The 26,976-nt window shown below is 56.9% G+C and carries 29 protein-coding genes and 1 tRNA gene; 17 read left to right on the forward strand and 13 right to left on the reverse strand.

Features of this window, described 5'->3' with window-relative positions; translation table 11 throughout:
* The first annotated feature begins 408 nt into the window (after positions 1–408).
* The 3 genes from MY069_RS08525 to MY069_RS08535 are packed head-to-tail and all read left to right on the forward strand — an operon-like array spanning position 409 to position 1,442.
* Entirely contained in the window at positions 409–684 is a 276-nt protein-coding gene (locus tag MY069_RS08525; RefSeq protein ID WP_482796653.1) for a TetR/AcrR family transcriptional regulator, read from the forward strand.
* Positions 685–696: 12 nt separating this feature from the next.
* Entirely contained in the window at positions 697–1,008 is a 312-nt protein-coding gene (locus MY069_RS08530) for a hypothetical protein (RefSeq protein ID WP_482796654.1), read from the forward strand.
* Entirely contained in the window at positions 1,005–1,442 is a 438-nt protein-coding gene (locus MY069_RS08535) for a hypothetical protein (RefSeq protein WP_482796655.1), read from the forward strand. The genes MY069_RS08530 and MY069_RS08535 overlap by 4 nt, the downstream gene beginning before the upstream one ends.
* Before the next feature lie 3 nt (positions 1,443–1,445).
* On the opposite strand, the gene MY069_RS08540 is transcribed toward MY069_RS08535, so the two are convergent.
* Together MY069_RS08540 and MY069_RS08545 are read right to left on the reverse strand one after the other, a co-directional pair.
* Entirely contained in the window at positions 1,446–3,293 is a 1,848-nt protein-coding gene (locus MY069_RS08540; RefSeq protein ID WP_482796656.1) for a DEAD/DEAH box helicase, read from the reverse strand.
* Positions 3,294–3,425: 132 nt separating this feature from the next.
* Positions 3,426–4,313, reverse strand: coding sequence for an HpcH/HpaI aldolase/citrate lyase family protein (locus MY069_RS08545; protein ID WP_482796657.1), 888 nt, complete (start codon positions 4,311–4,313; stop codon positions 3,426–3,428).
* Between the two features lie 83 nt (positions 4,314–4,396).
* Between MY069_RS08545 and MY069_RS08550 the strand changes: the two genes are divergently transcribed.
* On the forward strand, positions 4,397–4,879 hold the full coding sequence (locus tag MY069_RS08550) for a GNAT family N-acetyltransferase (protein ID WP_482796658.1): 483 nt from the start codon (positions 4,397–4,399) through the stop codon (positions 4,877–4,879).
* Positions 4,876–6,000, forward strand: coding sequence for a serine hydrolase domain-containing protein (locus MY069_RS08555; RefSeq protein ID WP_482796659.1), 1,125 nt, complete (start codon positions 4,876–4,878; stop codon positions 5,998–6,000). The genes MY069_RS08550 and MY069_RS08555 overlap by 4 nt, the downstream gene beginning before the upstream one ends.
* Positions 6,001–6,126: 126 nt before the next feature.
* On the opposite strand, the gene rarD is transcribed toward MY069_RS08555, so the two are convergent.
* Together rarD and MY069_RS08565 are read right to left on the reverse strand one after the other, a co-directional pair.
* Positions 6,127–7,038 carry an EamA family transporter RarD gene (gene rarD / locus MY069_RS08560; protein ID WP_482796660.1) on the reverse strand — a complete coding sequence of 304 codons (912 nt, stop codon included), beginning with the start codon at positions 7,036–7,038 and terminating at the stop codon, positions 6,127–6,129.
* 83 nt (positions 7,039–7,121) lie between these two features.
* Positions 7,122–7,212, reverse strand: a tRNA-Ser gene (locus tag MY069_RS08565).
* Positions 7,213–7,316: 104 nt separating this feature from the next.
* Between MY069_RS08565 and msrA the strand changes: the two genes are divergently transcribed.
* Entirely contained in the window at positions 7,317–7,973 is a 657-nt protein-coding gene (gene msrA / locus MY069_RS08570) for a peptide-methionine (S)-S-oxide reductase MsrA (RefSeq protein ID WP_482796661.1), read from the forward strand.
* Here msrA and MY069_RS08575 read toward each other — a convergent pair.
* Positions 7,970–9,016 carry a hypothetical protein gene (locus MY069_RS08575; protein WP_482796662.1) on the reverse strand — a complete coding sequence of 349 codons (1,047 nt, stop codon included), beginning with the start codon at positions 9,014–9,016 and terminating at the stop codon, positions 7,970–7,972. The genes msrA and MY069_RS08575 overlap by 4 nt on opposite strands.
* 119 nt (positions 9,017–9,135) lie before the next feature.
* Here MY069_RS08575 and gluQRS point away from each other — a divergent pair, with 119 nt between their 5' ends.
* Together gluQRS and MY069_RS08585 are read left to right on the forward strand one after the other, a co-directional pair.
* On the forward strand, positions 9,136–9,957 hold the full coding sequence (gene gluQRS / locus MY069_RS08580; protein ID WP_482796663.1) for a tRNA glutamyl-Q(34) synthetase GluQRS: 822 nt from the start codon (positions 9,136–9,138) through the stop codon (positions 9,955–9,957).
* Complete coding sequence (locus MY069_RS08585) at positions 9,958–10,890, forward strand: DMT family transporter (RefSeq protein ID WP_482796664.1); 933 nt, start codon at positions 9,958–9,960, stop codon at positions 10,888–10,890.
* 5 nt (positions 10,891–10,895) lie between these two features.
* Here the strand turns inward: MY069_RS08585 and hslU are convergent, their stop codons facing one another.
* From hslU to MY069_RS08605, 4 genes are read right to left on the reverse strand one after another with little or no spacing between them, the layout of a single operon-like run.
* Entirely contained in the window at positions 10,896–12,200 is a 1,305-nt protein-coding gene (hslU, locus tag MY069_RS08590) for an ATP-dependent protease ATPase subunit HslU (protein WP_482796665.1), read from the reverse strand.
* A gap of 9 nt (positions 12,201–12,209) precedes the next feature.
* Positions 12,210–13,328, reverse strand: coding sequence for a hypothetical protein (locus MY069_RS08595; RefSeq protein WP_482796666.1), 1,119 nt, complete (start codon positions 13,326–13,328; stop codon positions 12,210–12,212).
* Positions 13,321–13,881 carry an ATP-dependent protease subunit HslV gene (gene hslV, locus MY069_RS08600; RefSeq protein WP_482796667.1) on the reverse strand — a complete coding sequence of 187 codons (561 nt, stop codon included), beginning with the start codon at positions 13,879–13,881 and terminating at the stop codon, positions 13,321–13,323. Before hslV ends, MY069_RS08595 begins: the two co-directional genes overlap by 8 nt.
* A 59-nt stretch (positions 13,882–13,940) precedes the next feature.
* The gene (locus MY069_RS08605; RefSeq protein WP_482796668.1) at positions 13,941–15,926 is read right to left on the reverse strand and encodes a bifunctional diguanylate cyclase/phosphodiesterase; all 1,986 of its coding nucleotides are present in this window, start codon (positions 15,924–15,926) and stop codon (positions 13,941–13,943) included.
* A 118-nt stretch (positions 15,927–16,044) separates the two neighbouring features.
* Between MY069_RS08605 and hisB the strand changes: the two genes are divergently transcribed.
* Positions 16,045–16,638 carry an imidazoleglycerol-phosphate dehydratase HisB gene (gene hisB / locus MY069_RS08610; protein ID WP_482796669.1) on the forward strand — a complete coding sequence of 198 codons (594 nt, stop codon included), beginning with the start codon at positions 16,045–16,047 and terminating at the stop codon, positions 16,636–16,638.
* On the opposite strand, the gene MY069_RS08615 is transcribed toward hisB, so the two are convergent.
* A complete protein-coding gene (locus tag MY069_RS08615) occupies positions 16,635–17,774 on the reverse strand; it encodes a zinc-binding dehydrogenase (protein ID WP_482796670.1) in 1,140 nt (379 codons plus the stop codon). The genes hisB and MY069_RS08615 overlap by 4 nt on opposite strands.
* A 145-nt stretch (positions 17,775–17,919) precedes the next feature.
* On the opposite strand from MY069_RS08615, the gene hisH reads away from it, so the two are divergent.
* Together hisH and hisA are read left to right on the forward strand one after the other, a co-directional pair.
* Positions 17,920–18,564 (forward strand): imidazole glycerol phosphate synthase subunit HisH, encoded by a 645-nt coding sequence (gene hisH, locus MY069_RS08620; RefSeq protein WP_482796671.1) that lies wholly within the window; start codon positions 17,920–17,922, stop codon positions 18,562–18,564.
* Complete coding sequence (hisA, locus tag MY069_RS08625) at positions 18,561–19,292, forward strand: 1-(5-phosphoribosyl)-5-[(5-phosphoribosylamino)methylideneamino]imidazole-4-carboxamide isomerase (protein ID WP_482796672.1); 732 nt, start codon at positions 18,561–18,563, stop codon at positions 19,290–19,292. The genes hisH and hisA overlap by 4 nt, the downstream gene beginning before the upstream one ends.
* Positions 19,293–19,297: 5 nt before the next feature.
* Here hisA and MY069_RS08630 read toward each other — a convergent pair whose 3' ends face one another.
* From MY069_RS08630 to MY069_RS08640, 3 genes are read right to left on the reverse strand one after another with little or no spacing between them, the layout of a single operon-like run.
* Positions 19,298–20,059 (reverse strand): cupin domain-containing protein, encoded by a 762-nt coding sequence (locus tag MY069_RS08630; protein WP_482796673.1) that lies wholly within the window; start codon positions 20,057–20,059, stop codon positions 19,298–19,300.
* On the reverse strand, positions 20,059–21,657 hold the full coding sequence (locus tag MY069_RS08635; protein ID WP_482793372.1) for a hypothetical protein: 1,599 nt from the start codon (positions 21,655–21,657) through the stop codon (positions 20,059–20,061). The genes MY069_RS08630 and MY069_RS08635 overlap by 1 nt, the downstream gene beginning before the upstream one ends.
* Positions 21,647–21,781: a hypothetical protein gene (locus MY069_RS08640; RefSeq protein ID WP_482793373.1), complete on the reverse strand. Its 135-nt coding sequence runs from the start codon at positions 21,779–21,781 to the stop codon at positions 21,647–21,649. Before MY069_RS08640 ends, MY069_RS08635 begins: the two co-directional genes overlap by 11 nt.
* A gap of 93 nt (positions 21,782–21,874) precedes the next feature.
* Here MY069_RS08640 and MY069_RS08645 point away from each other — a divergent pair, with 93 nt between their 5' ends.
* The 6 genes from MY069_RS08645 to rplS are packed head-to-tail and all read left to right on the forward strand — an operon-like array spanning position 21,875 to position 26,790.
* Positions 21,875–22,447: a shikimate kinase gene (locus MY069_RS08645; RefSeq protein ID WP_482793374.1), complete on the forward strand. Its 573-nt coding sequence runs from the start codon at positions 21,875–21,877 to the stop codon at positions 22,445–22,447.
* Positions 22,429–23,562: a 3-dehydroquinate synthase gene (gene aroB, locus MY069_RS08650; protein ID WP_482793375.1), complete on the forward strand. Its 1,134-nt coding sequence runs from the start codon at positions 22,429–22,431 to the stop codon at positions 23,560–23,562. The genes MY069_RS08645 and aroB overlap by 19 nt, the downstream gene beginning before the upstream one ends.
* Positions 23,562–24,839: an HlyC/CorC family transporter gene (locus MY069_RS08655; protein WP_482793376.1), complete on the forward strand. Its 1,278-nt coding sequence runs from the start codon at positions 23,562–23,564 to the stop codon at positions 24,837–24,839. The genes aroB and MY069_RS08655 overlap by 1 nt, the downstream gene beginning before the upstream one ends.
* The gene (locus MY069_RS08660) at positions 24,823–25,509 is read left to right on the forward strand and encodes a DNA-3-methyladenine glycosylase I (protein WP_482793377.1); all 687 of its coding nucleotides are present in this window, start codon (positions 24,823–24,825) and stop codon (positions 25,507–25,509) included. Before MY069_RS08655 ends, MY069_RS08660 begins: the two co-directional genes overlap by 17 nt.
* Complete coding sequence (trmD, locus tag MY069_RS08665) at positions 25,506–26,234, forward strand: tRNA (guanosine(37)-N1)-methyltransferase TrmD (protein WP_482793378.1); 729 nt, start codon at positions 25,506–25,508, stop codon at positions 26,232–26,234. The genes MY069_RS08660 and trmD overlap by 4 nt, the downstream gene beginning before the upstream one ends.
* Entirely contained in the window at positions 26,221–26,790 is a 570-nt protein-coding gene (gene rplS / locus MY069_RS08670) for a 50S ribosomal protein L19 (RefSeq protein ID WP_482793379.1), read from the forward strand. The genes trmD and rplS overlap by 14 nt, the downstream gene beginning before the upstream one ends.
* The last annotated feature ends 186 nt before the right edge of the window (positions 26,791–26,976 follow it).

A 26,976-nucleotide genomic window follows, 5' to 3' on the forward strand; every position in this document is an offset into this window, starting at 1 on the left:
GCGCCAACAGCCAAGCGACGACGGCATACGCCCCTGCGACCCGGAATACGTTTCGCCTCCTCAATTCATTGATAATATTCAGCGTCCAGCCCTCTCTCGCCTTCTTAGAGCGCTAGCACACACGAAAAATTGTGTGAAGAAGATCGATTGCAACGAGTTGTTTGAAAGCGGCGCCAAAATATACTCGATTAGTTTCGTCATTCCATGCGCCAATACAGAAACGGTGCGCGATTCGTTTAGGGCGGTTCCGGTCATTTAGCTAACGTCCGCTATTAGGAAAGAGCAGAGCCCTACCCTTTAGACGCAATCCTTCGGCGAAACTGTAATTCCCGCTACCTCACGCACGGCACAGCCCTCCTGAAAGAGAAACCACCTGCAACAGAACAATCGTTCTGCTACGTCTTCCACATGCCCCGCCCCAAGTCCCATACCAAAGATGCGCTCGTCGAAGCGGCCATGCATAGGTTTTGGCATTATGGCTATGCCGCCACATCCATGGACGATTTGGTCAAAGCCACAGGCGTTAGCCGGCACGGGATCTATTCAGATGTTGGCGGCAAACGGGCGCTTTTCCTGGCGGGGTTTGCCGCCTATCGGGACACGGTGGTCGCGCCTGCATTAGCGGCGATGGAGACAGGTGGTACCGGCGCCTCCGGGCTTGATGGCATTCGCGCCTATTTCTAGACGCAAATCAATATGGCCGAGAGTGTGGGCCTGCCAGGACCTGGCTGCCTCGTGGCCAATGCAATGACGGAAACCGCGCCGCACGATCAGGATGTGGCTACCAAAGTGACGGAGCATAATCAGCGCCTCACGGAAGCGTTCAAAACCGCGCTCAGGTCGGCTGCGCCAAATCTCTCAGGCAAAGACATCGCCTCGCTCGGTGCCTTTCTGACCCTCACGGCACAAGGGCTGTGGTCGATCTCTCGAGCGACGGATCAGGCCAGTGAGCTGCGCGACTATGTGGGGACCTTACTCGACCTATTGGAAACGAGGATTGCCCCATGACGACATCGCTCACATCCAAAGTCCCGAAAGCGTTTTGGCTGGCGCTCGGACTGAATTTCATCTGGATCAATATATCCGAAGTGGCGCGCTATTTCGGCCTGGTGAAACCAATGCTGCATGATGCCTTTCCAGAGGCCGATCATATCCCCGCTGTGACGCCCGCCATCTTCGCGTCCTGGATAATCTGGGACACGATCCTAATCCTGGCGGCAACTGGCTTCTTTTGGATCTATTTGCAGCAATTCGGCGCGTCGATCCGAAATGTCGTGCTTGGGTCTGTCTGTTTCACCGTCCCGGTATTTGGTCTGCTCTGGATCGGCGTGGCGAACGTGGGATTGGCGCCCATCAGCTTCCTCTGGGCGGCATTGCCTCTGGCCTGGCTGGAACAGCTCATCGCCGCCTATATTGTCTATTGGGCGATCCGGCGAGGTTAAGCCTTAAGGTCGGGTCTTGGGCTTTTTCGAGCGCTTTTTCTCTCCGTTTGGACCGCGGGGTTTCTTCGGTCCGGTGCGCTTCTTTTTGAACTTCTGACCGTTCGGTTTGTCATCTTCAGGACGGCGAACCTTTCGCGGGCCTTTGCTCTTGCCAGTATCGCGCCGTTTCGGGCGTGGAGCCGTTTCGTCAGGCGCATCCGCCAAGCCGACCCAAATGCTCTTATCGATAATCTGCCGATCGCCAGCCGCCTCGATCAGTTTCTGCGCGGCCTCTGGCTTGAGCTCAACATGTGTCGCATCCGGGTCGATGCGGATCGCGCCGATACTATTGCGGGAAAAGCCTCCAGACTTACACAACATCGGGATCAGCCATTTAGGATCGGCCTTTTTCTTACGGCCAACGCCGAGTTTCACCCATTGACCGTCTGTGAAATCTGATCCTCGACGACCGCCATGCTCGCGCGGCTCACGGCGATCTTCGCGCGGGAAATCGCGATCGGGGTCATAACGGTCTTTACGTGGTCGGCCTTGTGTTTGCGCGCCTGGGTCCTGCAACACTTCAGGCGCAGAATCTGTCGCGCGGGTCAGGCGAATGATCGCGGCGGCCAAGTGCTCTGGTTGATATTTTTCGAGCAGGGCAGAAGCGAGCGCTGCTTCTGAATCCGCGGGCGGGGTTTGGAACACATCGCTGACCAGTAATTTCTCGTTCAGCGCAGCATCAATTTCTTCTGCCGAGGGCGGCAAGCGCCACTCTGCCTCGACCTTTGCATCTTGCAAAAGGCGCTCGGTGCGGCGGCGGGCGCGCACCGGCACGATCAGCGCGCAAACGCCCTTGCGGCCCGCGCGACCGGTCCGGCCAGAGCGGTGTAGAAGCCCTTCTTTGTTGCGCGGCAGGTCGGCATGAATGACCAAATCGAGTCCAGGCAAATCCAATCCGCGCGCGGCGACATCGGTCGCCACACAGACCCTGGCGCGCCCGTCGCGCATCGCAAGGACTGAATTGCTGCGCTCTTTTTGACTGAACTCCCCAGACAGGGCGACCACGGAAAACCCGCGATTGGTCAGCCGCGAGGTGAGCTTGTTGACGGCATCTCGCCGCGAACAGAAGACGATGGCGTTTGGCGCGTCATGCAAAAGTAGCGTATTGATCACCGCCTTCTCAACGTCCGCTGGCACAACGGTCATCGCTTGATAAGCAATATCGCTATGGGTCGATTCCGCCGACACCGTATTGAGCCGCACGGCGTCATTTTGATAGGCCTCGGCCAGTCTCGCGATCGGCTTGGAGACTGTGGCCGAGAACATGAGCGTCCGGCGATCTTCGGGGGCAGCGTCGAGGATATATTCGAGCTCTTCTCGGAACCCCATATCCATCATCTCGTCGGCTTCATCCAAAACGACGGCTTGCAATTCGGCAAGATCCAGCGACCCGCGCCGGATATGGTCGACCAATCGTCCTGGTGTGCCGACAACAAAATGCACGCCTTTCGAGAGCGCCCGGCGTTCGTCGCGAATATCCACCCCGCCAATACAAGACGCGACCCGCCCGCCAGCGGCAGCGAACAGCCATTGCAGCTCTTTGGTGACTTGCAGCGCGAGTTCGCGCGTCGGCGCCACCACAAGCGCAGCTGGCATATCTGGGTCTGGGAGACGGTCATCGCGCAAGATCGACGCAGCTAGCGCCAGGCCGAAAGCGACTGTTTTGCCAGATCCGGTTTGCGCCGATACGAGCAGATCCCGACCTGATAAAGCCGGATCCAAGACTGCCTCCTGTACAGGCGTCAGCGCGTCATAGCCTTTATCGGCCAACGCCTGGGCAAGCGGCGCAGCGATCTCAAACTCGGATATCATGTTCGGGCTTTCAAATGCTCTTGAAGCATCCCGCACGATCTAGGGTAGATGGCGAGGTTCAATCCGCTGCAGATACTCGTTATCTGCAGATCTGCATAATGATATGTGCAGATAGCCGCAGTGCCCGCCGCTTTAACTGCCCATCGCTGCAATGGCTTCGGCGACTGCAACAGTCCGATGAGCCTCTTCGAGATGCAAGAGCTCGGTCATCTTGCCGTTCACTTTCAGCACGCCTTTGCCGGCATTCTCCGGATCTGCGAAAGCCTCGATCACCGCTTTGGCTTGATCAACATCCGCCTCAGCCGGCGCGAAGACGGTATTCGCGGCGGCGAGCTGTGACGGGTGGATCAGCGTCTTGCCATCAAAGCCCATGAGCCGACCTTGCTCGCATTCTGCGGTGAGGCCATCTTCATCGCCAATGCCGTTAAACACGCCATCAATGGCGAGCAAATCATAGGCCCGCGCCGCCGCCACTGTAAGGCCAAGCGAGGTCTGGAACGCAGTCCGAACCGGCGGATCATTGACCCCGCGCAGCTCTTTGGCGAGATCATTCGTGCCCATGACAAAGGCGGTTAGGCGTGTGCGTCCAACCGCTTCCGCAATGTCTTGAATGTTGAGGATGGCTTTCGGCATCTCAATCATCACCCATAAGCCCATTTCGTCCGGGGCGCCGGCGCGGCTCATCGCATCATGGAGTCGGTCAATATCGCCGCCATCAATGACTTTCGGCGCCAAGATCGCATCTGGGCCCGCGGCGACAGCGGCTTTCAGATCGTCGAGGCCCCATTCTGTATCGAGCCCATTGATCCGGATGACCACTTCCCGTGGCCCATAGCCGCCCGCTTTCACCGCATCGGTGACGGCGGTGCGGGCATCGAGTTTCGCGTCCGGGGCCACGGCGTCCTCAAGATCGAAAATCACGCAATCAGCGGCTAATGATTTCGCCTTTTCCAATGCGCGCGTATTGGCACCGGGCATGTAGAGGCAAGAGCGGCGCGGACGGTGGGCGTGGGTCGACATAGAGGCTCCTTGACGGACAGTAGAGAGTGCGACAGGACTGCCCGTTCGCGCAGATGAAATCAACCACTGGCCCGGGGTCAATCATGTCAGAGACGCTGCAAATCAGAGCCGGTGGACCCGCCGATTATGACGCGCTGGGGCAGCTCATCTATGACGCGATCCATAATGGACCGACTCTCTATTCTGAGGCGCAGTCGCAGGCCTGGATGCCAGCGCCGCGCTCAGGCCCGGCCTGGGCGGAGCGGCTGTCCGGTAAGACGCTGATCGTCGCTGATGACGCGTCGGGGCGCGCTGGATTTATGAGCCTCGAACCAGGCGGCTATGTCGACTTCGCCTATATTCGTCCCTCCGCCCAAGGCCAGGGCCTGTTCCGGAAGCTATTCGATGCGGTGAAAACCGCAGCGCTCGCGGGCAGAGAGACATCGCTCTCGACCCATGCCAGCCTAATGGCTCAACCCGCCTTTAAAGCAATGGGGTTTGAGGTGGTTCAACACGAGATTGTTAAAGTGGACGGACAAGAACTAAAGCGTGCCGAAATGCGGCTTGAGCTTGGGAGCGAGACATGACCGATACACCAATCTCAGGCCACGTCGCCGCAGGCTTTGAGCCGGTGCGTGACGTATTCGAAGCAAATTTTGCTGCCGATGATGAATTGGGCGCTGGCTTCTCGGCATTCCTGGATGGCGAGCTGATCATCGATCTGCATGGTGGTTATGCCGACCGTCGCAAAGAGAAGACCTGGGACGCCGAAACCATTGTCCCGATCTATTCCACGACAAAGCCAATTGCGGCTCTGACCTTAGCACATGTGATCGATGCTCTGCCGGCTGGATATGAGACCCTCGTGGCAGACCTCTGGCCTGAGTTCGGCGCAAACGGAAAAGGCGCCGTGACGATTGCTGAACTGGTGTCACACCAAGCCGGCTTGCCCGGCTTTACCGACCCGATCGATCCGGGCCTGTGGCTTGATCCGCCCGCGTGCGCAGCCGCGCTGGCGCCACTCAAGCCGCTCTGGGAGCCTGGCACACAGCATGGCTATCACCCTCTGACTTGGGGTTATTTAATCGGCGAAATCGTGCGCCGGATCGATGGCCGAAGTCTTGGAACCATCTTGCGGGAAGGTATTACAGGTCCCGCGGGTATCGACTTCCAGATCGGCACACATGCAGCCAATCATGACCGAGTGGCTGATATCATGCGGCCGCGCGCGCTGCCTGATTTGGGCGAGATCAATGACGCGACCCGCGCGGCGTTCCTAACCAAATGGGCTTCTCCAGATCGCGGCGGCGCGATTTGGCGCGAGATCGAAATCCCGTCTGCGAATGGGATCGGAACGGCGAAAGCGGTGGCACAACTTTACGGCATTTATGCCCACCAAGGACATTTGGCAGGTAAGCGTGTGATCTCAGAAGCGGCCTTCGAAGCACTCATCCAGAGCCGCGTGAAGGGCCAGGATCTCGTCTTGCCTTATGTCACTGAATTTGGCGCCGGTGTGATGCGCAATAATATTGGCCTATACGGCCCGAACCCCGAGACTTTGTGCCATTCGGGTTGGGGCGGGTCTTTAGCGCTCGGCGATCCAGATCGCGGGCTCAGCCTTGCCTATGTGATGAACCGCCAATCGAACAGCCTCCAGGCCGATCCGAGAGCAACGCGCTTGCTGCAGGCGGTTTATGGTTGTTTGTAATCGCACTCTACCGGTAATTGTGTTCTCACATTCTGGCACGAGCCTTGCTGAGTAAGGTCTGAGTTTGGAAACTCAGTAATCTCCACTTACTTACTTCAGGACCTGGCCTTGGCCGGGTCTTTTTCTTTAGCGCACTGAGGCGGCCGCGCGCGCCAAACGCCGCGCCTTTGCCTCGCCCATCAGACTATCAATGGTGAACACAAGCACCGCCGTCCAGATAAACGCGAAAGCGATGGCGTGGATCAGACCAAAGGCTTCTTTGAAGACAAATACCGAAATCGAGAATTGCAGCGTCGGCCCCAAATACTGCATCATCCCAATGGTTGAGAGGCGCAATCTTTTTGCGGCAATCGCAAATAAGATCAGCGGAACCGCGGTAATCGGCCCAGAGGCGAGGATCAGCGGAATGTCCCACCCGCCATCACCAATCAAACGACCTTCAGGCTGGCCCACAAACCAACCGAGCCAAATTAGGGCGAGCGGCGCGAGGAGCGCGGCTTCAACAACAAATCCGGCGCGGCTGTCGACTTGAACTTGTTTGCGAATGACAGAGTAAAACGCGAAGGTGAAGCACAAGACCAGCGCCACCCAGGGTAAATATCCAAGCGCGCTGGTCATCACCGCCACACCCACGCCCGCCAACAAAACTGCGATCCATTGGGCGGGTCGTAATCGTTCAGAAAAGAACACGGCGCCGATCAGCACATTGACCAGCGGATTGATATAGTAACCAAGGCTCGCCTCCATCACCCGTTCTTGGCTCACCGCCCAAATATCGACGAGCCAATTGGCGCCGATCAAAAGCGCCGAGATCCCGAGCCACAGGAGATGCTGCCGGGTCAAAGCCGCACTCAGCTGAGACCAATTGCGCGCAATGAGAATGAGGATCAGGCCTGTCGGCACGCTCCAGATAATCCGATGCGCCAACATTTCTTCAGGCGCGATGTGATCCAAGACCCGGAAATAAAGCGGCAAACACCCCCAGATTGTGTAACATCCGAGACAGCACAGAAATCCGAGGCGCAGATTCGAAGACATGCGTCCCGGTAACTCTGATCGAATGCAAACGCTACCCGAAACTTGTGATTGCAACGAGGCTAGTCAGAGCAAATCCTAGAAAGTGGCGGTGAGACAGGGATTCGAACCCTGGAGACGGGGATACCGCCTACACGCGTTCCAGGCGTGCGCCTTCGACCACTCGGCCACCTCACCATAAGCCGGGCTGTATACTGGAGGGAGGCGATATCGCAAGAGAGGACATTGCAGTTGGCTGCACATGGCCCATATTGAGGGTCGAACTGGCTCATGGAGGCGACATGCTTTTCTCTCGCAAACCTTTAGATTTGCCCACACGCGAAACGGCTCTGCCTGGCCGCGCCATGGCGATCCCGACGGCCGATACACATTTCGTCAATGGCCAAGACTTGAACGCGCCGGTGCCTGAAGGCTTCGGCGAAATTGTCTTCGCCTTGGGATGTTTCTGGGGCGCAGAGCGCGTGTTCTGGCAGATTGAGGGCGTCCACGTCACCCAAGTCGGCTATGCGGGCGGCTACACGCAGAACCCAACCTATGAAGAAACTTGCTCAGGCAAAACCGGGCACACGGAGGTGGTGCGCGTCGTCTATGATCCAAAGATTGTGTCGCTGGATGCTTTGCTGAAAATGTTTTGGGAAAGCCATGACCCGACCCAAGGCATGCGTCAAGGCAATGATATTGGCACCCAATATCGCTCGGCCATCTATACAGTGAATGCGAGCGATATGGCGGCGGTCATCGCCAGCCGTGACGCTTATAATCGGGCCTTAAGCGCCGCCGGCCGCGGAGAGATTACCACTGAGATCAAACCGCTCGATGCGTTCTATCCAGCCGAAGATTATCACCAGCAATATCTGGCGAAGAACCCAGCGGGGTATTGCGGAATTGGCGGGACTGGTGTGACCTGCCCAATGCCCGGCGCGCACGCGCTCGACTAGATGGTTGAACCGCCGGTGACTGAAAAACGCTTGCGGTTTGACAGCATCTCTTGGCCTTGCTGAACCGCCTGATTGGTCTGCTGGGCCAGCTGCAGGATCGGATCGGCGCGCAGTCGTTCGACGGCAACTTTCAGATGATCCATCGCTTCGCGCACGCGAACCGGATCGAAATTTGAGTTTGAGAGCAGCAAGAGCGCGCGACCGAGATCAATCCGAGCTTGGACTTCTGCAGCCGGGGCAAGCGGTTCGTCTCCGGCCAGGCGGCGCCGACGGAGTTCGACCACGCGGGTCAAGTGGGTTTCGGTGTTAAGCGCCAGCGCCATGGAGCAATAATCGGTTTCTAGCGTATTGCGGGTTCGCGCCGGCAGAGCGTCCTCATCCTGCAGGCAGGACATGATTATGTCTGCAACCGGCGCCAGCTTATCAGCGCGGAAGGCAGAGCCGTCGCCGAGACCCGGCTGCAAGGCGCGGGCGATCAAATAGGCGATGGTGCGCGAGGTCGATTCTTGGTTAGCACTTGTGACGAAAGGCAAGAGGCCTTCGGAATGCATCGCATCGCTTGGCGGTAGCGAGCCGCCTAAAGACAGAACTTCAACGCGCGAAGCCTCTGTTTTACCGTTCGGACGGTAGCCCCACACGATCAAATCCGTCGAAGACTTTTCGAGCCAGGTTGTCGCTGCAGCGCGCAGCCCTTTGGCGCCTTGTGCCCGCAATTTTGGGGCACGGACGATCTCAAACGGCGAGCCGAACATGAATTGTTCAAGATGCGTTTCCAGAGCCGAAATGACCGCTTTGGTCTGCTGCCGGCCTTTGGGACCAGAGAGCGGCGAGATCGCTAATCCAAAGCCTTGCGTCGACCGCCGCTTGCGGCTTGCTAGATGAGTCATGATCAAGCCGACTAAGGCGGTGATCCCTCGGACGGCCAAGATGAGCAGATATAAAGCAACGAAACTGACTGCGAGAAGGCCCAATCCGCTCCACAGCGCCGATCCGGCGATCGTGGCATTGAACCACTCGATCAGAGGAGAAAGCTGTTCGGGCATGAGTGTTAGGCCTGGAATTACACAACTGTGACGTCGATACCCCACGGGGAGGCATTCTCGCAATGCAAAATGACTGCTAGGTCACGATTCCCTTAGGAGTCGGGGCGAGGAGGTCACAGTTGAGCGTCTTTCGCACCCGCTTTGCGCCCTCTCCCACCTATTTTCTTCATTTGGGACACGCGCTGTCGGCTTTTCACGTCTGGCGCGCCGCTGAGGCAGCTGGGGGTGAGGTGCTGTTGCGAATTGAAGATATCGACACAACGCGCTGCCGACCTGAATATACGGACGCGATTTACGAAGACCTTCGCTGGCTCGGATTCGACTGGCCGGAGCCAGTGCGGATCCAATCAGAGCATTTTGGCGCCTATCAGTCTTGCGTTGATCGATTAAATGAAATGGGGCTGGCTTATCGCTGCTTCAGGACCCGCGCGGCGCTCGCAGATTTGGACCAGCCGCAACGCCCGGGTCCGCACGCGGCAGACGAGGAAGCGCGCCTGCTTGAATCTGGCGTGCCCTATGCTTGGCGGCTATCGCTTGATCGCGCGCGGGCGCATTTGGGAAAGACTTACTTAGAGCTCAGTTACAAAGAGATGACCCAAGATGGATTGGTTACGCGCACCGCCGATCCAGCCCCGCATGGCGATATCGTGATTGCGCGAAAAGACAGCCCAAGCGCCTATCATATCGCCGCCACGCATGATGATGCGCTGCAAAACATCACTCATATCATCCGCGGCGAAGACCTGATTGATGCGCCGCATATCCACACGCTCTTGCAGGCCTTGATGGGGTGGCCGCAACCGATCTATCAGCACCATGCCCTCCTGCTAGACGATGACGGTCAGAAACTGTCTAAACGACAGAAGAGCACCTCCATTGCCAGCCTTCGAGCAGATGGTATCTCGCCTGCTGAGATCCGCGCACAATTGGGATTTGCGTAAATGACGGAACTGAATTCTCCGAAACCGATGCCCGGTTGGTTTGGGCCCGCAATGGTCTTAACCGGCGGGATTTGTATTGGTATGGCGCCGATCGGATTGCGGCTGGGCTTAGATGATCTCGGACCGCAAGCGATCGCGTTTTGGCGCTACGCGTTTGCGCTGCCCATATTGTTTCTCTTGGTCATCTTGGTTCAGCGGCGCTTACCGGCAAAGCCAAACGCCGTTGTCATCATCGCGGGCACCTGTTTCGCCCTTGATATAGGCCTTTGGCACTGGTCGCTGACTTTCACGACGGTCGCCAATTCAACCTTCATCGTGAATTTGGGGAATATCTGTGTCGGCATTACCGCCTGGATTTTCCTCAAAGAACGCCCGACTTGGCGTTGGGGATTGGCCGTCCTGATCGCGCTGGTTGGCGCAGCAGCACTGTCTTTGGGCGGCGGGGCTGAGGGAAAAGCAGATTTGCGCGGCGATCTTCTGGCGCTTGGCGCTGCCGTTTTGGTCTCAGGCTATCTGGTCGCCTCAAAAGTTGCCCGCCGAACCCTTGGCGGTATGGAGACAATTTTTTGGCTGACCGTGGTCGAGCTTGGCATCGCCGGAGTGCTCGTGCTCGGCTTTAGAGAAAGCTTCCTCCCAGCGGATCTGTCAGGGTTCATTGTCCCGCTCTTCTTGGCGCTTACCGTTCAGATTGCCGGGCAAGGCCTTATCGTGACAGGCCTCGGCCATACGCGCGCCGCCATTGCGGGCGTGTTGGTTCTGGTGCAGCCGGTGGTGGCGGCGGCCATCTCTTGGCAGCTCTTTGATGAACCGCTCGCGCCTCTGCAGGCAGGCGGCGGCTTCTTGATCCTGATCGGGATCTTGATCGCACAACGCGGCCGCGAGCCCATCGCGACGCCCGGCGCGCCCAAACCAATCAGTACATTTGTCGACTGAAGCGACTAAAGAATGAATTTAGACAAGTCGGCATTGCCGACCAGGTCAGACAATTGCGCGGTCACATAGTCCTCTGTGATCGTCACGGTCTCGCCTTTACGGTCGGTCGCGGTGAAACTGATCTCGTCCAATAGCCGCTCCATCACAGTGTGCAGACGGCGCGCGCCGATATTCTCGACACTATCATTGACTTTCACGGCCAAGTCCGCGAGCGCATCAATGGCAGGTTCTTCAAATGTCAGCTCCACTTCTTCCGCCTGCATCAGGGCTTGATGTTGACGGATGAGCGAGGCTTCCGGCTCAACCAAGATCCGCCGCATATCGTCTCGCGACAGGGCCGTCAGTTCGACCCGAATTGGTAGGCGGCCTTGTAGCTCTGGCAAGAGATCAGACGGTTTGGAGACGTGGAACGCCCCAGAAGCAATAAATAAGATATGGTCGGTTTTGACCGGACCGCGCTTGGTCGAAACGGTTGTGCCTTCGATCAGCGGCAGCAGATCCCGCTGCACGCCCTCGCGGCTGACATCCGCGCCGGACCGGCCAGAGGCGCCAGCGACTTTGTCTATCTCGTCCAGGAACACGATACCGTCTTCCTCAACCGCACGCACGGCCTCGCGGGCAATTGTGTCTTCATCGATCAGCTTATCAGCTTCTTCGTCGATCAGCGGCTGATAGGCTTCGCGCACCGTGGTCCGAACGCGTTTGGTTCGACCACCCATGGCTTTGCCCAGCATATCACCGAGATTGATCATTCCCATCGATCCACCGCCACCAGGAATATCCATCATCGGCATCGGGCCCTGTGACTCGGCCAGATCGATATCCACGGCTTTGTCGTCGAGCTCGCCGTCTCGCAGCTTGCGGCGGAAGACTTCACGGGTGGAAGATTGTGCGTCGGCGCCGACCAAAGCATCGAGCAAACGCTCTTCAGCCGTATCACGCGCCTGATCCTCGACCGTTTTGCGCTTTTGATCGCGCAGCATGCCAATCGCCGCTTCAACCAAATCGCGAACGATTTGCTCTACATCGCGGCCGACATAGCCCACTTCGGTGAACTTCGTCGCTTCGACTTTTAGGAATGGCGCATTGGCAAGCTTTGCCAATCGCCGAGACACTTCGGTCTTACCGACGCCGGTTGGCCCGATCATCAAAATGTTCTTGGGCGTGATCTCTTCGCGCAGGCCTTCTGGCGCCTGTTTGCGGCGCCAGCGATTGCGCAAAGCCAGCGCGACAGCGCGCTTAGCATCTTGTTGTCCAACAATATGGCGATCTAGCTCCGAGACAATCTCGGCTGGCGTCAATTCAGTCATGCAGACCTTCTAAGCAGGTTCAGGTGGAAACACTCGGTTCCATGTGCCGCCTTTGGGGAAAATTACAAGCGCCGCTCTGCGCGCGGTTTTCCAGCCCGCACCAAGCAGCACAACCCCGGAGCCAATCAAAATCGTCACCATGATGAAAATGTTGGAAGCGTCTAAGCCTGCTCGGCTCAGCACAAAGCTGAGCGTGACGATGAAGGTCACAAGGCTTGCCGCAATCAAGGCCCGGCGATTGAGGGCAAGCGACACGACACCAATCGTCAATAGAACGGCGAGCAATGTCAGGCCTTGGGTTGAATTGTCAGTGCCGCTGGTTGAGCCGGCAAATATGTTAGAGCCCGTGACCATTGTGCTGACCCCGATAATCACTTGCGGGGCCGCAGCCAGGTGGAGCCAGAAAGCATTGTCGGAGGCTTTGCGGATCCGCTCGGGGTCTTTCATGTCATACCACACCGCTGCCGCGAGCGTGACGAGGCCCATCAAGAAGAAGCCTGCGCCGCCGATCAGCCAGCCGCTATTGCCGAAGAAGCCGAGGAAAACATAGACCGCGCCGGCTACACCGAGCGCGACAACAGCCAGCGAGAAGGGTAGCCGGAACCGGGCATAGACCGTGCCAGCAGCAACTGCGCCGGCTAAGAAGCCAATGACCCCCAGACGCCCGGTGGTCGAGAAGACTTGGAACAGCTCATATTCTGGATCAATGCCCATCATACTGGCCGCAAAAACCGTGACTGCAAGCGAGACGAAGAGCGAGAATATGAGGGTCAATGCCATGCTCGGTAGGAGCAATCGGCGGCGCCCACAAAAATACTCCAATAAGACCCAAGCCAAGCCGCCCACGATCAGCGCTGACACGACCCCAGCCAGGATCACCCCTTCGGCGAGCATGGGCGCGGCCATCATGGTCACGAAGGTCGTTACCCCGATAAACAGAATTACCAGGCCGAGCGTGATGAAAACATCATTGAAATTGGCCAAGAAGCGAAGGTTCTCTTGCCCAATCTGCTCGCTGCCGACGCCATCATCTTTGCGTGACAGGAGAAAAGCTTCCAATCGAGAGGCTTGGTCTGCGCTGATAATATTGGCGCCAACCGCGGCCCGCAGATCCGTGCGATCAAACATCTAAGACCTCCACTGTGAAATGGGCATTTGTGTAGACGCAAATATCGGCGGCGATCTCCATGGCTTTGCGGCCAAGCGTTTCCGCGTCTTTTTCATAATCGACCAAAGCCCGGGCCGCCGACAGCGCGTAATTGCCGCCCGAGCCAACCGCGACGACCGGATATTCCGGCTCGAGCACATCGCCTGATCCTGTGATTACAAGCGTCGTTTCTTTGTCGGCCACGATTAGCAGCGCTTCGAGTTTTTGGAGATATTTCTCGGTTCGCCATTCTTTGGCGAGCTCTACCGCAGCGCGTTGTAACTGGTTTGGAAAGCGCTCAAGTTTCTGCTCTAGGCGTTCGAATAGCGTGAACGCATCGGCCGTCGCACCGGCAAAACCTGCCAGAATATCGCCGCCACCAATCCGCCGCACTTTGCGGGCATTGCCCTTCATAACGGTCTGGCCCATGGACACTTGCCCATCGCTCAGCATGGCTACGTGTTTATTAGTTCTGACGGCTAGAATGGTCGTTCCGTGCCACTCTGGTCCGATTCCGGATTTATCGTTTATCATAAAACTCTAAATGGCTGAGAATCTACGAAAAGACAAGCCCTGCGATCTCATTCCGCAAATTAGGCGGACTTTTTCTTCAGCATAAAGGGTTGAGTTTTCAGCATTTCTGTAAACGCGACAGCTGAAACGGGCGGGCTATACAAGAAGCCCTGACCGATATCGCAGTGACGGTTGTAGAGGAAGGCCGCCTGCTCTTCGGTTTCGACCCCTTCGCCGACAATTGTCATCTCAAGCGTCGTCGCCATAGACAGGATCATATCGACGATCGCATTGGCCTGCGTGTCTTGCGGCGTACCCATCAAGAATTGGCGATCAATCTTGAACACGTCAAAATCGATCTGGGTCAGCACGGCGAGGTTGGAGTGGCCGGTGCCGAAATCATCAACGGCGAGTTTAATACCGAGCTGGCGAAGAGGCTCCAGCACATCCCGCACGCGTTCCGGTTGTTGGATGGCGAGGCTTTCAGTGATTTCAATCTCGAGCTGGCGCGGCGACAATCCGGCTTTTGCAAGCGCGTCCAAGATCGTCTCGGCGAGATTTTCATCCTCAAACTGCTTGGGGGAGACATTGACGGCGACGCTGACCGGATAGCCTGTGCGGGACCATTTCGCGGCCTCGACGCAAGCCTTGTGCATGATTTGATCGCCGATCTGTCCGATCAGACCAGACTCTTCTGCAAGCTCAATAAACACAGAGGGCGAAACCAGGCGGCCATTTTCCAATTGCCAGCGGGCCAAGGCTTCGGCACCGCAAATCTCACCCGTTTTCAAATTGATTTTCGGTTGGAAGAGCGGCACGAAACGATCTTCTTGGACCGCTTGGCGCAACTCGCTTTCGAGTTTCAGCTTTGCGTCGCGTTGGCGCTCAAGCTTGGGCGAGTAGAATGCAAATCCAGACCGCGATTTCAGGCGTAGATCATCGATCGTCGCCTGGGCGCGGTCCATAATTTTGCTAAGTGAGTCGCCATCCTGCGGCACCAAAACAATGCTGCCGCTCAGCACCACTGGCAAAGACTGTCCGTTGATTTGCAGCGGCACACGGAACTCGCCGAGCAATTCGCGAATGATCGCGGCGATCTCATCCTTTGAGCTGCCGCCTTTGATCAACAGCGCAAATTGTTCGGAGAACAAGCTACCAAGAATCCAATCGCTTTTCTGATGCCCATGTTTCATCGCCGATTGCGACGCGAACATTTGCAACCGCTCTGACACCATAGCGTAGGCTTCAGAAGGCAAGTTCAGGCTAATCGATTCTGAATGTTGGAGTTGCGGCTGAACCTCAATCGTGACCAGCACGGTTTGCGCACCGGGAACGAGGGATTGGAGGGCTTGCTTTAGCTCGTCGAGAAAAGCCGGTTCATTGATCAGGCCCGTACGCTCGTCCAGCCGAGCCGTCGCGCGGAGCGTTTCGAGCTCTTTTGACACCCGACGCGTCGCACGGGTCGTCGCAAGGGCGAGCTGCCGGAATTCTGCAAAGGCAAATTTGGAGACTTTCTGGCGGCTATTATCGACCAGGCTATAATCGCCGACCAATCGGGTAACTTGGCCGACATAATCCACAACCGTGAGCGCAAAGAACCGCATCGTGATGCCGGAGATCAGCGTCACGCCGAGGCAGATCAGGAAGGCGATCCAATACGGAATAGGCGGCTCAAATGGTAGGCTTGGCGCATAGACCAAAGTGCCGATCAAAGTGCCTTGAGAGGTGAGCGGGTAGGAGCGTGCGTATTTGTCAGCGGCCGCGGATAGGCTGCCAGAGAGAACTTCGCCTTCTGTACTGAGCAAGATTGCGCGATCTGACAATGTATTGGTCATCGCGATATCAATCGCGTTCATTTCGTTTTGCGCCAGCTCTTCGGTGATCAGTTGAGCGACTTGACGTCCATTCTCAAGCGAGCTGATCTCATAGGCGTGATAGGCTTGATTGAAATAGAAGGCGGTGAAAATCCCAGACAATAGACCGCCCAATAGCATCGCGGCCGATGTCAAGACATTGGCAAAGCTCGCCCGCGCTAACGATCTCGAAAGTGCCCGAATTGGTTTCAAACCGGCAACCTTTATCCCGTACTCGACCCTCAAAGATCTGTTCTGACGCCAATTGTTTAGGGAGTCGTGAACAGATCTGTGCTAGCCGACAAAGAAATTAAACCCTATTTGGACCGCCATGACGGACAGAATCGCTACAGTTTCGCGCAAGACCAAGGAAACCGATATCACGGTGACCCTGAACCTAGATGGTTCAGGCAAGACGGATATCTCAACCGGGATTGGTTTTTTTGATCATATGCTGGATGCGCTCGGGCGCCATTCCTTCATCGATTTGAAGGTTCGCACCAAAGGCGATTTGCACATTGATGGCCACCACACTGTAGAAGACACTGGGATCGTCATCGGCCAAGCGATTAAAGAGGCGCTTGGCGATTTTGCTGGTATCACACGTTACGGCCATGCCTATCTACCGATGGATGAAACCCTCAGCCGGGCCGCCATCGATCTTTGCAAACGTCCGTATTTTGTCTGGAAAGTCGATTTTCCGCGCGACAAAATAGGCGACATGGACACCGAGCTGTTCAAAGAATTCTTCCAAGCCTTTGCCGGCAATGGCGGCATGTGTCTGCACATTGAAAACCTATATGGTGAGAATAATCACCATATCGCTGAGAGCAGTTTTAAAGCGGTCGCGCGCGCCTTGCGCATGGCGGTATCCCCGGACGCAAAACTCGCCGGGGCCGCCGCCAGCACTAAAGGCAGCCTTTAAAGCGGCTTTTGGGGGCAGATCAGGTATTTCTGTCCGGTCGTTTTCGCATTGTATTTCGCAACCACATCCGCTTGTAGCGCTTCCGAGAGCGACAGCTCATCGGTGTAATTGCTCGCAAATGTCGTTGTCAGCTCGTCAGCTACGCGCTGGCGCAAGCGGATCGCCACGTCTTGACCCGCTTTGGCGAGGAAGTTTGGCAAGAGCCAACCGCCAACGCCCCACGCCATGCCATAGCCGCGGCTGAGCGTGGTCGGTGACGTGTCGAGCCCGCCATAGAGATAGACCTGTTTATGCGCGACTGAGCCGTAAATGCTGTAAGCGCCTGGTGTCCGCGCCGCAGCGCCTTCCATTGCGGTCAGAATGTCGGAACCGAGCTTGCCGCCGCCGGTGGCGTCGAAGCCAAGTGTCGCGCCAGTTTCGTGAATGGCGTCGATCAGATCGGCCATGAAGCTGTCTTTGCTGGAGTTCACGATATATTTCGCGCCCATGCCGCGCAGCAGATCTTCTTGCTCTTGTTTGCGAACAATATTGACCAGATCCACGCCATCGGCCTGGCAGATGCGGTTGAGCATTTGGCCCAGGTTTGACGCAGCAGCTGTATGTACAATTGCTGTGTGGCCTTCCATGCGCATCGTCTCAAGGAAGCAGAGTGCGGTCAATGGATTCACAAAACAAGACGCGCCTTCTTTTGCGGTATTCCCTTCGTGAAGCGGCAGCGCCATCATCGCATCAACGGCGCGATACTCGCCATACATGCCGCCGCCCATGACGGCGACGATTTTGCCAACAAGGCTTTGGGCATAGTCGCCTTCGCCTGCGGCAACCACAGTCCCAGCGCCCTCATTGCCAACCGGAAGCGCTTGGCCAATTCGGGCTTTCATCATCCGCATGCCTTGTTCTGGCACTGGCGCCGTCAGCACGGTATCCTTACTAGACCCAGAGCTACTGGCCGCCGCCATATTCGACCAGCCAAACATCACGCCATGATCTGACGGATTAATTGGTGTCGCTTCGACGCGGACAATGATCTGGCCTGGTTTTGGTTCAGGCATTTCTTTTTCCACCAGCTCCATTCGAAGCGTGCCCTCTTCGGTGAGGGTGGAGACCATTTGCAAATAGGTATCGGGAAGTGACATGAGTTGCGCCCTTTAAGCTCGTGCATGAATAGATGCTCTCTCCTGCCAAGTGTGCGGATAAATGACCAGACTATCGTCGCGAAACGCAGCATTTCTCCACTTCGGGCTCTTTTCGTGGGTCGCTGTCTCCGCTAAGGCCAGCGCCATGAAGACAATCGCGCTCATCGATTATGGATCAGGCAATTTGCACAGCGCCGCACGCGCCCTGCGGGTGGCCGCCAACAATGCCAAAAAGACGCGCGAAATACGCATCACGGCAGATCCAGATGCAATCGCGCATGTCGACCGGATCGTCTTGCCAGGGGTCGGGCATTTCGCCGACTGCGCCGCGAATTTGCGCAAGCATGATGGCCTGGTCGAAGCCTTGACCGAGGCGGTGATTGATCGCGGCGTGCCCTTTTTCGGCATTTGCGTTGGCCAACAATTACTCGCGACGCGCGGCCTCGAAGATGGTGAGACGCCAGGGCTCGATTGGATCCCAGGCGATGTCGACCGGATTAATCCTGGCAATGGGCTCGCTGTACCGCATATGGGCTGGAACGCGCTGAGCTTTCGGCAAGATCATGCGATCTTGAAAGACCTCGGCGAAGACCCGCACGTCTATTTCACGCACTCCTATGCCTATCGCAATCCAGCCGAAACGGATGTGGCGGCAATAACCGAGTATTGCGAAACCATCATCGCCGCGGTGGCGCGCGACAATATCTTTGCGACCCAGTTCCACCCCGAGAAAAGCCAACGGGTTGGTCTGCAAATGCTTTCTAATTTTGTGCTCTGGACCCCGTCATGACATTTAAGCTCTACCCCGCCATCGACCTTAAAGACGGTCAATGCGTCCGGCTCTTGCGCGGCGAGATGGACCAGGCGACGCAATACAATCCTGATCCAGGCGATCAGGCCGCAAAATTCAAAGCCGCCGGATTTGAGTATCTTCACGTGGTCGACTTGAACGGCGCTTTCGATGGCGCAAGCGCGAACACAGACGCCGTAAAGTCGATCCTCGCCTCAACCGACGTGCCGGTTCAGCTTGGCGGCGGCATTCGCACCCGTGCGCACATTGATGCGTGGCTGGAAGCTGGTATTTCGCGCGTCATTCTAGGCACAGTAGCCCTAAGAGACCCAGCCTTGGTCAAAGCCGCTGCGAAAGCGCTTCCAGGCCAAGTCGTCGTTGGGATTGATGCCAAAGACGGCATGGTCGCCGTCGAAGGCTGGGCCGAAACGTCTGATATGAAGGCCGTCGATCTCGCCAAAGCCTTTGAAGGCTGCGGCGTCGCGGCCCTGATTGTGACCGACATTGCGCGCGACGGCATGAAGACCGGCGTGAATGTCGCGTTCACGGGCGAGCTAGCCGACGCGGTTTCGATCCCGGTGATCGCCAGCGGCGGAGTTGCCTCGGTTCAGGACATCCATGATCTGAGGGCCCATACAAGTCAGCGCAAAATTTCCGGCTCAATCCTCGGCCGCGCACTTTATGATGGCGATTTGCAGCCCGCTGAAGCACTCGAGGCGGCGCGCTGAAGCGATTAGTCTTTTTGTGTGCTGGTTTTCGGCCAGCCATAAACCGATCTGAAAAATACCTGCGCGGTCTCTTCATCAACCGCAGACCATCCTGCTTCTTTCAAAATCGGTACGCCATCCGCACCAGCGACGAACCCTCGGAACAATGCAGACGGGTGGGCGGGATCGCCAGGCTCAGTAAACACGTAAAGCTCTCGCGCACTGTCGGCAAAGCACTTAACAGCCCGCCTCGCCATGGGATGGCAGTGATAATCACCGCGCGAGTCAATATTATCCATCAATGTAGTTACTTGTTCAGACGGTTGGTCGAACTCGAAGCTTTGCTGATCGGCAACCGGGCCATTCTCGCCCATGTTTACGCGCTCCGGCAGGCCTTGCTTGTGGACGCGGAACACAATCGCGCGCGCTCCGTCCGGCCCACCCCGCGGGGCATGCTCGGCTTGCGGCGGGATCACATAAGCGTCGCCAGCTTTTAAGATTTGATCCAGCTTTCCCGCTTCGACATGCACAGCGGAGCCTTCAATCACATAGACAAATTCTTCGCCTGGATGGAAATGCCGGGGAACCGTTGCGCCTGCCGGGATCACGACATCGGAAATGATCACTTCTAAGTCATCTGAGATCGTAATTGGCGCACGCATCATAAGATTCGAGCCCGGCGGGGGACGTAATGTTTCAGCTGGGTCAGTGTGATGGTGCTCATGCGAGACGGTCGAACATGCGGCAAGGACGGTTGCCGAGGCGAAGGCGGCGATGGCAATTTTCATTATGGGTCCTTCCAAAACTCTGTGGACTCTATGGCCAGCTCCCGCGCAATATCTTCGGCGCCCAGCGCGACTAAGGCCGCGAGCAAGTCGGTAAAATCGGGAGACGCGAGGCGGCCGGGCTCACCCCGTGTCGTTGCCAAAACCAGAAGGCCCGATTCGGCGACCGCTCCGGACAATACCGCAGCCCGAAGCCCAATCTGTTGGCCTTGCGCCATCCGTTCGCCGCGGTCCGAGAGCTGGGCAATAAAATCCCGGCCAAGCGGGGAAACCGGATATCCCAGCCCGGTCCAGGCCGCCAAGATCGCGCCGGCTTGGCGTTCACGTTCATTCGAATCAACCGCTTCTATCAAACGCGCCTCGATTGCCACCAAAGACGGCCGCGACGCCTCGCCGCCAGCAAGAATATCGAGCGCTTCGATCACCGCGATCTGATACGGATCCGGCTCGCCTGAGCCTTCAAAATTGAACGTATTGAGCCAGTCCAAGGCGGTCTCGCGATCCCCCGCAATCATCGCCGCCTTGGCATAATCGATCGCAAAATCCGCCGCGACCGGTGTTTGAACCAGCTGCTGCAAGTCCGGCAAGAACAGGCTCGCCGTGGTGCGATATGTGGTCAGATCTGCCAGAGCCGCCGCGCGCAACACGCCAGATAATTGGCTATGACGCTCTCCATCCGAGACGAGTGGGTCTTTCAAGTCAGCAAGAGCGACTTCAAGCGCAGAAAAAGTTGCTGCCTCTTCAGAGTCGAACCGGTCTTTCAAAATCGCGCGCCGTTCTTCGACCGAGATCAATTCAAACTCGCTGGCGATTTCGGCGAACCTGACGCGCAAATCATTCGGAATCCCTGGTCGGCGGGCTGCAGCAGCCGAGAGATCCGGCCGGCCGCCGTCCAGTGTGAAACTCGACATATCCAGATCTGCTTTGGCCGACAGGGCGATGTTCAGACCGGTATCAAATCGCGCATTTGGCGGATTGGGCACATCGCCCGCCGCGGCGAAGATTGCAGCGATCATCCAGTCATCTTCAACGCCTTGCGCTTCGGCAATTTCGATCGCCAGTTCCGCGCCTGAGAAATTGTCTTGGAGGACCGCGCAGACCGCCCGCAATTTGTACCAATAATGCGCTTCACCCGTCGCGCCGTTTAAAGCTCGGCACGCCGACGCTTCTTGGCCGCTCGCCAAGTCAAGATCGATCGCAAATGTCTCAGGATCCAGCCCGCGAGAATCTTCGCCAAGCTCTGGCGCCACCGCGGCTGCAGCCCGGGCCTCGCCGAGTTCGAGCATCAAGCGCGCGCGCTGAGCGAGTAGATCTTCGGCGCGTTCTCCGCGAGGGCGTGTCGCAGGCGAGAGAACGATCCGGCGCAGCAGGCGTTTCTCGGCTGGTCCTAGGCTGCGGACGTCTATCGATTGTAGCAGCGCGAGTAGGGTCTGATTGTCTGAGTTGCGCCAAAGATCACTTGAAAATTCTGGCTCGGTCTCGGGCAGAAACCTTTGTCCCCATGAGCTAAGATCGTCCAGACTTTCTGATTCGATTTGCGCATGAACTGATACGCTGAGACTAAAAAAACCGGCAGCGAGTAAAATGCCCTTAAAGGACATGCTCGATCTCCATGCGCGTTTCGCCGGCCTCTGGCTTATGCTCTTCTAAAGACGAGCCGAGCCACCAAAGCACGCCGAAAACTGCCACCAAAATTACGAGAAGAATGATCAGCCATTTGCGCATCGAGTGTTTGCCTTTCGCAGGGTTTCGCCATGGTCAAAGATTGCCGGAACCGTTTTGCCTGTATAGGACAGGTTTGGAAGATCCGAAAAGACCATGGCTGAAGACCGATCTAGTACCTTGAAAACCGACAGAAATGAGGCGTGGGCCGGGCGGACTGTTGCCCTGGTTGGCTTGATGGGCGCGGGTAAGTCTACGGTTGGCCGGCGATTGGCAAACAAACTCGGGCGCCCCTTTGTCGACAGCGATGATGAAATCGAAAAAGCCGCCGGGCTCTCGGTGGCCGACATCTTCGCTTTGCATGGCGAGGAAGAGTTCCGGCGGGTCGAACATAAAGTGTTGAGCCGCCTGCTCAGCGAACCGCCGCAAATTCTGGCGACAGGCGGCGGCGCGTATCTGAATGCTGAGACACGCGATCTTATGCGCGAAAAAGCTGTCACCGTCTGGCTGAACGCAGACCTCGAAACCTTGTGGAAACGAGTATCTCGCCGCAATCACCGCCCGCTTTTACGCCGTCCAGATGCCAAACAAGTGCTTTCCAACTTGTTTGATCAGCGCCGTCCTATATATGAGCTCGCTGACGTAACGGTCCACAGTGTGGACGGGCCGCATTCCAAAACGGTCACCTCTATTATTAAGGCCCTGGAGACATGGACGCCGCAACCCTGACCGAGCCCACAAAAGTCCGCGTTGAGCTGGGGACAAGAAGCTATGATATCCTGATTGGCGCCGGATTAATGGCCCAAGCCGGACGCTTGATTGCCCCCTTCACCAAACAAAAGCGGGTTTTCATCATTAGCGACGAGACCGTTTGGGCGCTGCATGGCGCGACTCTGCAAAACGGGTTGGCCGCTACCGGTCTGACCGGGTTGGAAAAGGTCCTACCGGCTGGCGAGAGTACGAAAAATTGGGCCTTGCTCGGTGAGACCTTGGACTGGTTGTTGGAGCAAGGTGCTGGCCGCGATGATGTGCTGATCGCCTTTGGCGGCGGTGTGATTGGCGATCTGACGGGCCTTGCGGCGTCTTTGATGAAGCGCGGCATGCAATTTGTTCAAATCCCCACAACTTTGCTGGCACAGGTCGACAGCTCTGTGGGCGGTAAGACCGCGGTCAATAATCGGCACGGTAAGAATCTTGTCGGCGCATTCTATCAGCCGCGTCTGGTTTTGGCTGACACGGATGTCCTTGAAACGCTACCAGTGCGTGAGCGCCGGGCAGGCTATGCCGAAATCATCAAATACGGCTTGATCAATGATCCGGCTTTCATCGACTGGCTAACAGTCCACGGAAGTCAAGTCCTTGAATTGGACTCAGCATCAATCTCCGAAGCCGTTGCCGTGTCTTGTCGCGCTAAAGCGGGCATTGTTGCAGAAGATGAGCGCGAAGGCGGGGTACGTGCCCTACTCAATCTTGGCCATACATTCGGGCATGCGCTCGAAGCCGCAAATGGTTATGGGCCTGATCTCTTACACGGCGAGGCGGTCGGCACCGGTATGGCGCTCGCTTTGCGATATTCAGCGCGCTTGGGATTAATCTCAGCATCCGACGCCCAGCACGGCGTGCAACTGATCCAAGACTCTGGCCTTGAAACCAATCTTCCAAGCCTTGCTGGGGGGCCTTACGAAGCAGGCCAATTGGTTGAGGCAATGCGACAAGACAAAAAAGCCCGCGGCGGAAAAGTCCCGCTGATCCTTGCGAAAGGACTTGGGCAAGCCTTTATCTATCCAGATGCAGACCTGTCAGACGTACAGGACTTTCTACAAGAGGAGCTGCAAAAAAGCTGATGATCATCGGCACTTTACTGACCATTCTGGTCCTTATCAGCCTGTCGGGATTTTTCTCCGGGTCTGAAACGGCGCTCACAGCCGCAAGCCGCGCACGCATGCACCAACTCGAGAAGGATGGTGACAAGCGCGCAAGCCTCGTCAACAAACTCATCTCAGACCGCGAACGCCTGATCGGCGCGATCCTGCTCGGCAACAATCTCGTCAATATCTTAGCGTCGGCGCTCGCCACCAGCCTATTTGTCAGCTTGATGCCCGGCCCAAGCGGCGTCGCAGTGGCCACAGCGGTGATGACGGTTTTGGTATTGGTTTTTGCTGAAGTCTTGCCCAAGACCTATGCGATCACTCGGCCCGATGCGATGGCGATGACCGTGTCTCGACCGATCTCCTGGTTTGTCGCGGTCGCAAGTTGGATTGTCGCTGGCATTCAGGCCATCGTGAACATCACGCTGCGCTTGATCGGCGTGAAACCGCCGGATGACGGCGTGTCTGCCGAAGAAGATATTCGCGGCACGATCGACCTCCACCATTCTGAAGAAGGCCTCGACGCGAAGAACAGGCACCGCCTGGTGGGCGCGTTGGACCTGAAAGATATGACCGTTGAAGAGGTCATGATCCACCGAAAAAATATCACCATGATTGATGCGGATCAGACCGCTGATGCGATTGTCCGCCAAGCGCTGGCAAGCCCGCATACCCGCCTGCCGCTGTTCCGAGGCGATCAGGAAGAGATTGTTGGCATATTGCACGTCAAAGATCTGCTACGCGCGATCGTCGGAAATAACGGCAAAACCTCGGGCCTCGATATTTTGGAGATTTGCCGCGACCCTTGGTTCATTCCTGAGACCACCGCTGCTGAAGATCAGCTCGATCACTTCCTGAAGAAACGCAGTCATTTTGCCTTGGTCGTCGACGAATATGGCGCCCTGCAAGGGCTTGTGACCCTAGAAGATATTCTGGAAGAGATTGTCGGCGATATCCGCGACGAATACGATATCGTCGTGCGGGGCGTGCGCCCGCAATCGGATGGCTCGGTCTATGTTGAAGGCGGGGTGACCATTCGCGACCTCAACCGCGCCATGGGTTGGGAATTGCCGGACGAAGAAGCCGTGACCATTGCCGGACTGGTCATCCACGAAGCCCAGACTATTCCGGAACCAGGCCAGCGCTTTGCCTTTTATGGCTATCGCTTTGATATCGCCCGCAAGAACCGCAACCAGATTACAGGCCTAAAAGTCATGCCTGTGCGCGAAGAACGCGATGCGCCCGATGCGTAAGTTTGAAGAGATCTTAGATTTGGCCGCTCAGCATCACGGCTCGCGAGAACACGTGCTGGAACAGGCCAAGAATGAGCACGCCGTCGCCGACCTAAAATCCGTCAGCGACGATCGCTATTTGGCGGAGATGGCAAAGGCGGTGTTCAGCGCTGGGTTCAGCTGGAAAGTGATCCGCAACAAATGGCCGGGGTTCGAAGCCGCATTTGACGGCTTCCAGCCGAATCGCGTGGCCTTCTATTCAGATGAAGATCTTGATCGCCTGCTGGCTGATGCCGCCATTGTCCGCAATGGACAGAAAATTACGGCGACGGTTGAAAACGCGCGCTTCATTGTCGCTACCGCAAAAGAGTATGGCAGCTTTGGCGCGTTTCTGTCGGACTGGCCCGCAGATGATCAGTCAGGCCTGCTCGCCTATTTCGGCAAGAACGGGTCTCGCCTTGGCGGCGCGACCGCGCAATACTTCTTGCGGTTCTCAGGCTATGACAATTGGATCGCATCAAAAGATGTCTGCGCAGCTTTGGTGCGCGAGGGTGTGCTCGATAAACCGAGCGCCACGAGCAAAACCGCACTGAAAGCCATCGATGCCGCGTTTACAGAGCTTCAAGCACAATCAAACCTGCCGCGCGCTGAGCTCTCGCGTCTCCTCGCGCTCTCTATCGGTCCGTCATGACCTTCGCCGCCACCTTTATTACGCTTTACCCAGACGCGTTTCCCGGGCCGCTGGGCGTGTCTATCTTGGAGCGGGCGCGCCAAGAGGGCCTGTGGTCGCTCGATACAGTTGACCTCCGCGCCTTTGGTCTGGGCAAACATCGGCAAGTTGATGAGAAACCCGCTGGCGGTGGCGCCGGGCTCGTGCTTCGCCCAGATGTTGCGGCCGCTGCAATCGATCATGTAGGACCGGCGCGCGGTCCCATCATATATCCTAGCCCGCGCGGCGTCCCATTCTCTCAGTCATTGGCCGAGACGTGGGCGCAGGGGCCGGGACTGACTTTTTTCTGCGGCCGTTTTGAAGGGCTCGACCAACGCGTGATTGAGCACCGAAACTTGATCGAAGTGTCACTAGGAGATTTCATTCTCGCCGGCGGTGATGTTGCTGCGATGGCGATGCTCGAAACCGTGCTGCGGTTGATCCCTGGAGTCGCAGGTAATCAGGCTTCGGTTGAGGAAGAAAGCTTCTCAAATGGCTTGCTAGAATACCCGCATTATACCTTGCCAAGAGAGTGGGAAAATCACACAACGCCAGCTGTTCTTTTGTCCGGTGATCACAAAGCTGTCGAAGAGTGGAGGAATCAGCAGGCAGAGGCATTGACAAAACACCGCCGACCCGATTTATGGGCGGCTTTCCGAAATGGACCCAATTTGCGAGCGTCGGAGACGGACGATGAACATGATTGAACAGCTTGAAGCTGAAGAAGTTGCCCGCGTCACCGCTGGCAAAACCATCCCAGAATTTTCACCAGGCGATACGCTTTCGGTGAACGTACGAATTAAAGAAGGCGACCGTGAGCGCGTTCAGCGCTATGAAGGCGTTTGTATTGCCCGCGCTGGCCAAGGCATCAACGAGAACTTCACGGTTCGTAAGATTTCTTTCGGCGAAGGCGTAGAGCGGGTATTCCCTGTCGTGTCGCCAATGATCGAAAGCATTGAAGTGAAGCGCAAAGGCCGCGTCCGCCGCGCCAAGCTTTACTATCTCCGCGATCGCCGCGGTAAATCTGCCCGTATCGCCGAACGGACCACCGGTCACGGTATGGAAACCACAGAGATCACAACCTCTAAAACAGAGCTTCGCCGTCAGCGCGATGCTGCGAAAGTGGCGCGCCGCGAAGAAGCTGCAAAAGAGCGTGAAGCTTCTGCAAAAGCGAAAGCTGCTGAAGATGCGTCTGCAGCCGCTGCGGCTGAAGCTGAAGCAGCTGCTGCAGACGCAGCGCCAGAAGGTGATAGCGAAGCATAGTTCGCACAACGAACTCAGATACAAAACCCCGCTCGAAAGAGTGGGGTTTTTTCATGCCTGGAAGGGTAAATATCTTCTATTTCTGTGCGGTGCTTAACGCTTTCTCAGCCAGGTAAATCACTAAAAAAGCAGTGGATTTTCTCGCATGGGGGGAATCCGATTGGTTAAGCCCCCCTCATTTCCTAT

This window comes from Hyphomonas sp. ske169, assembly GCF_056850855.1.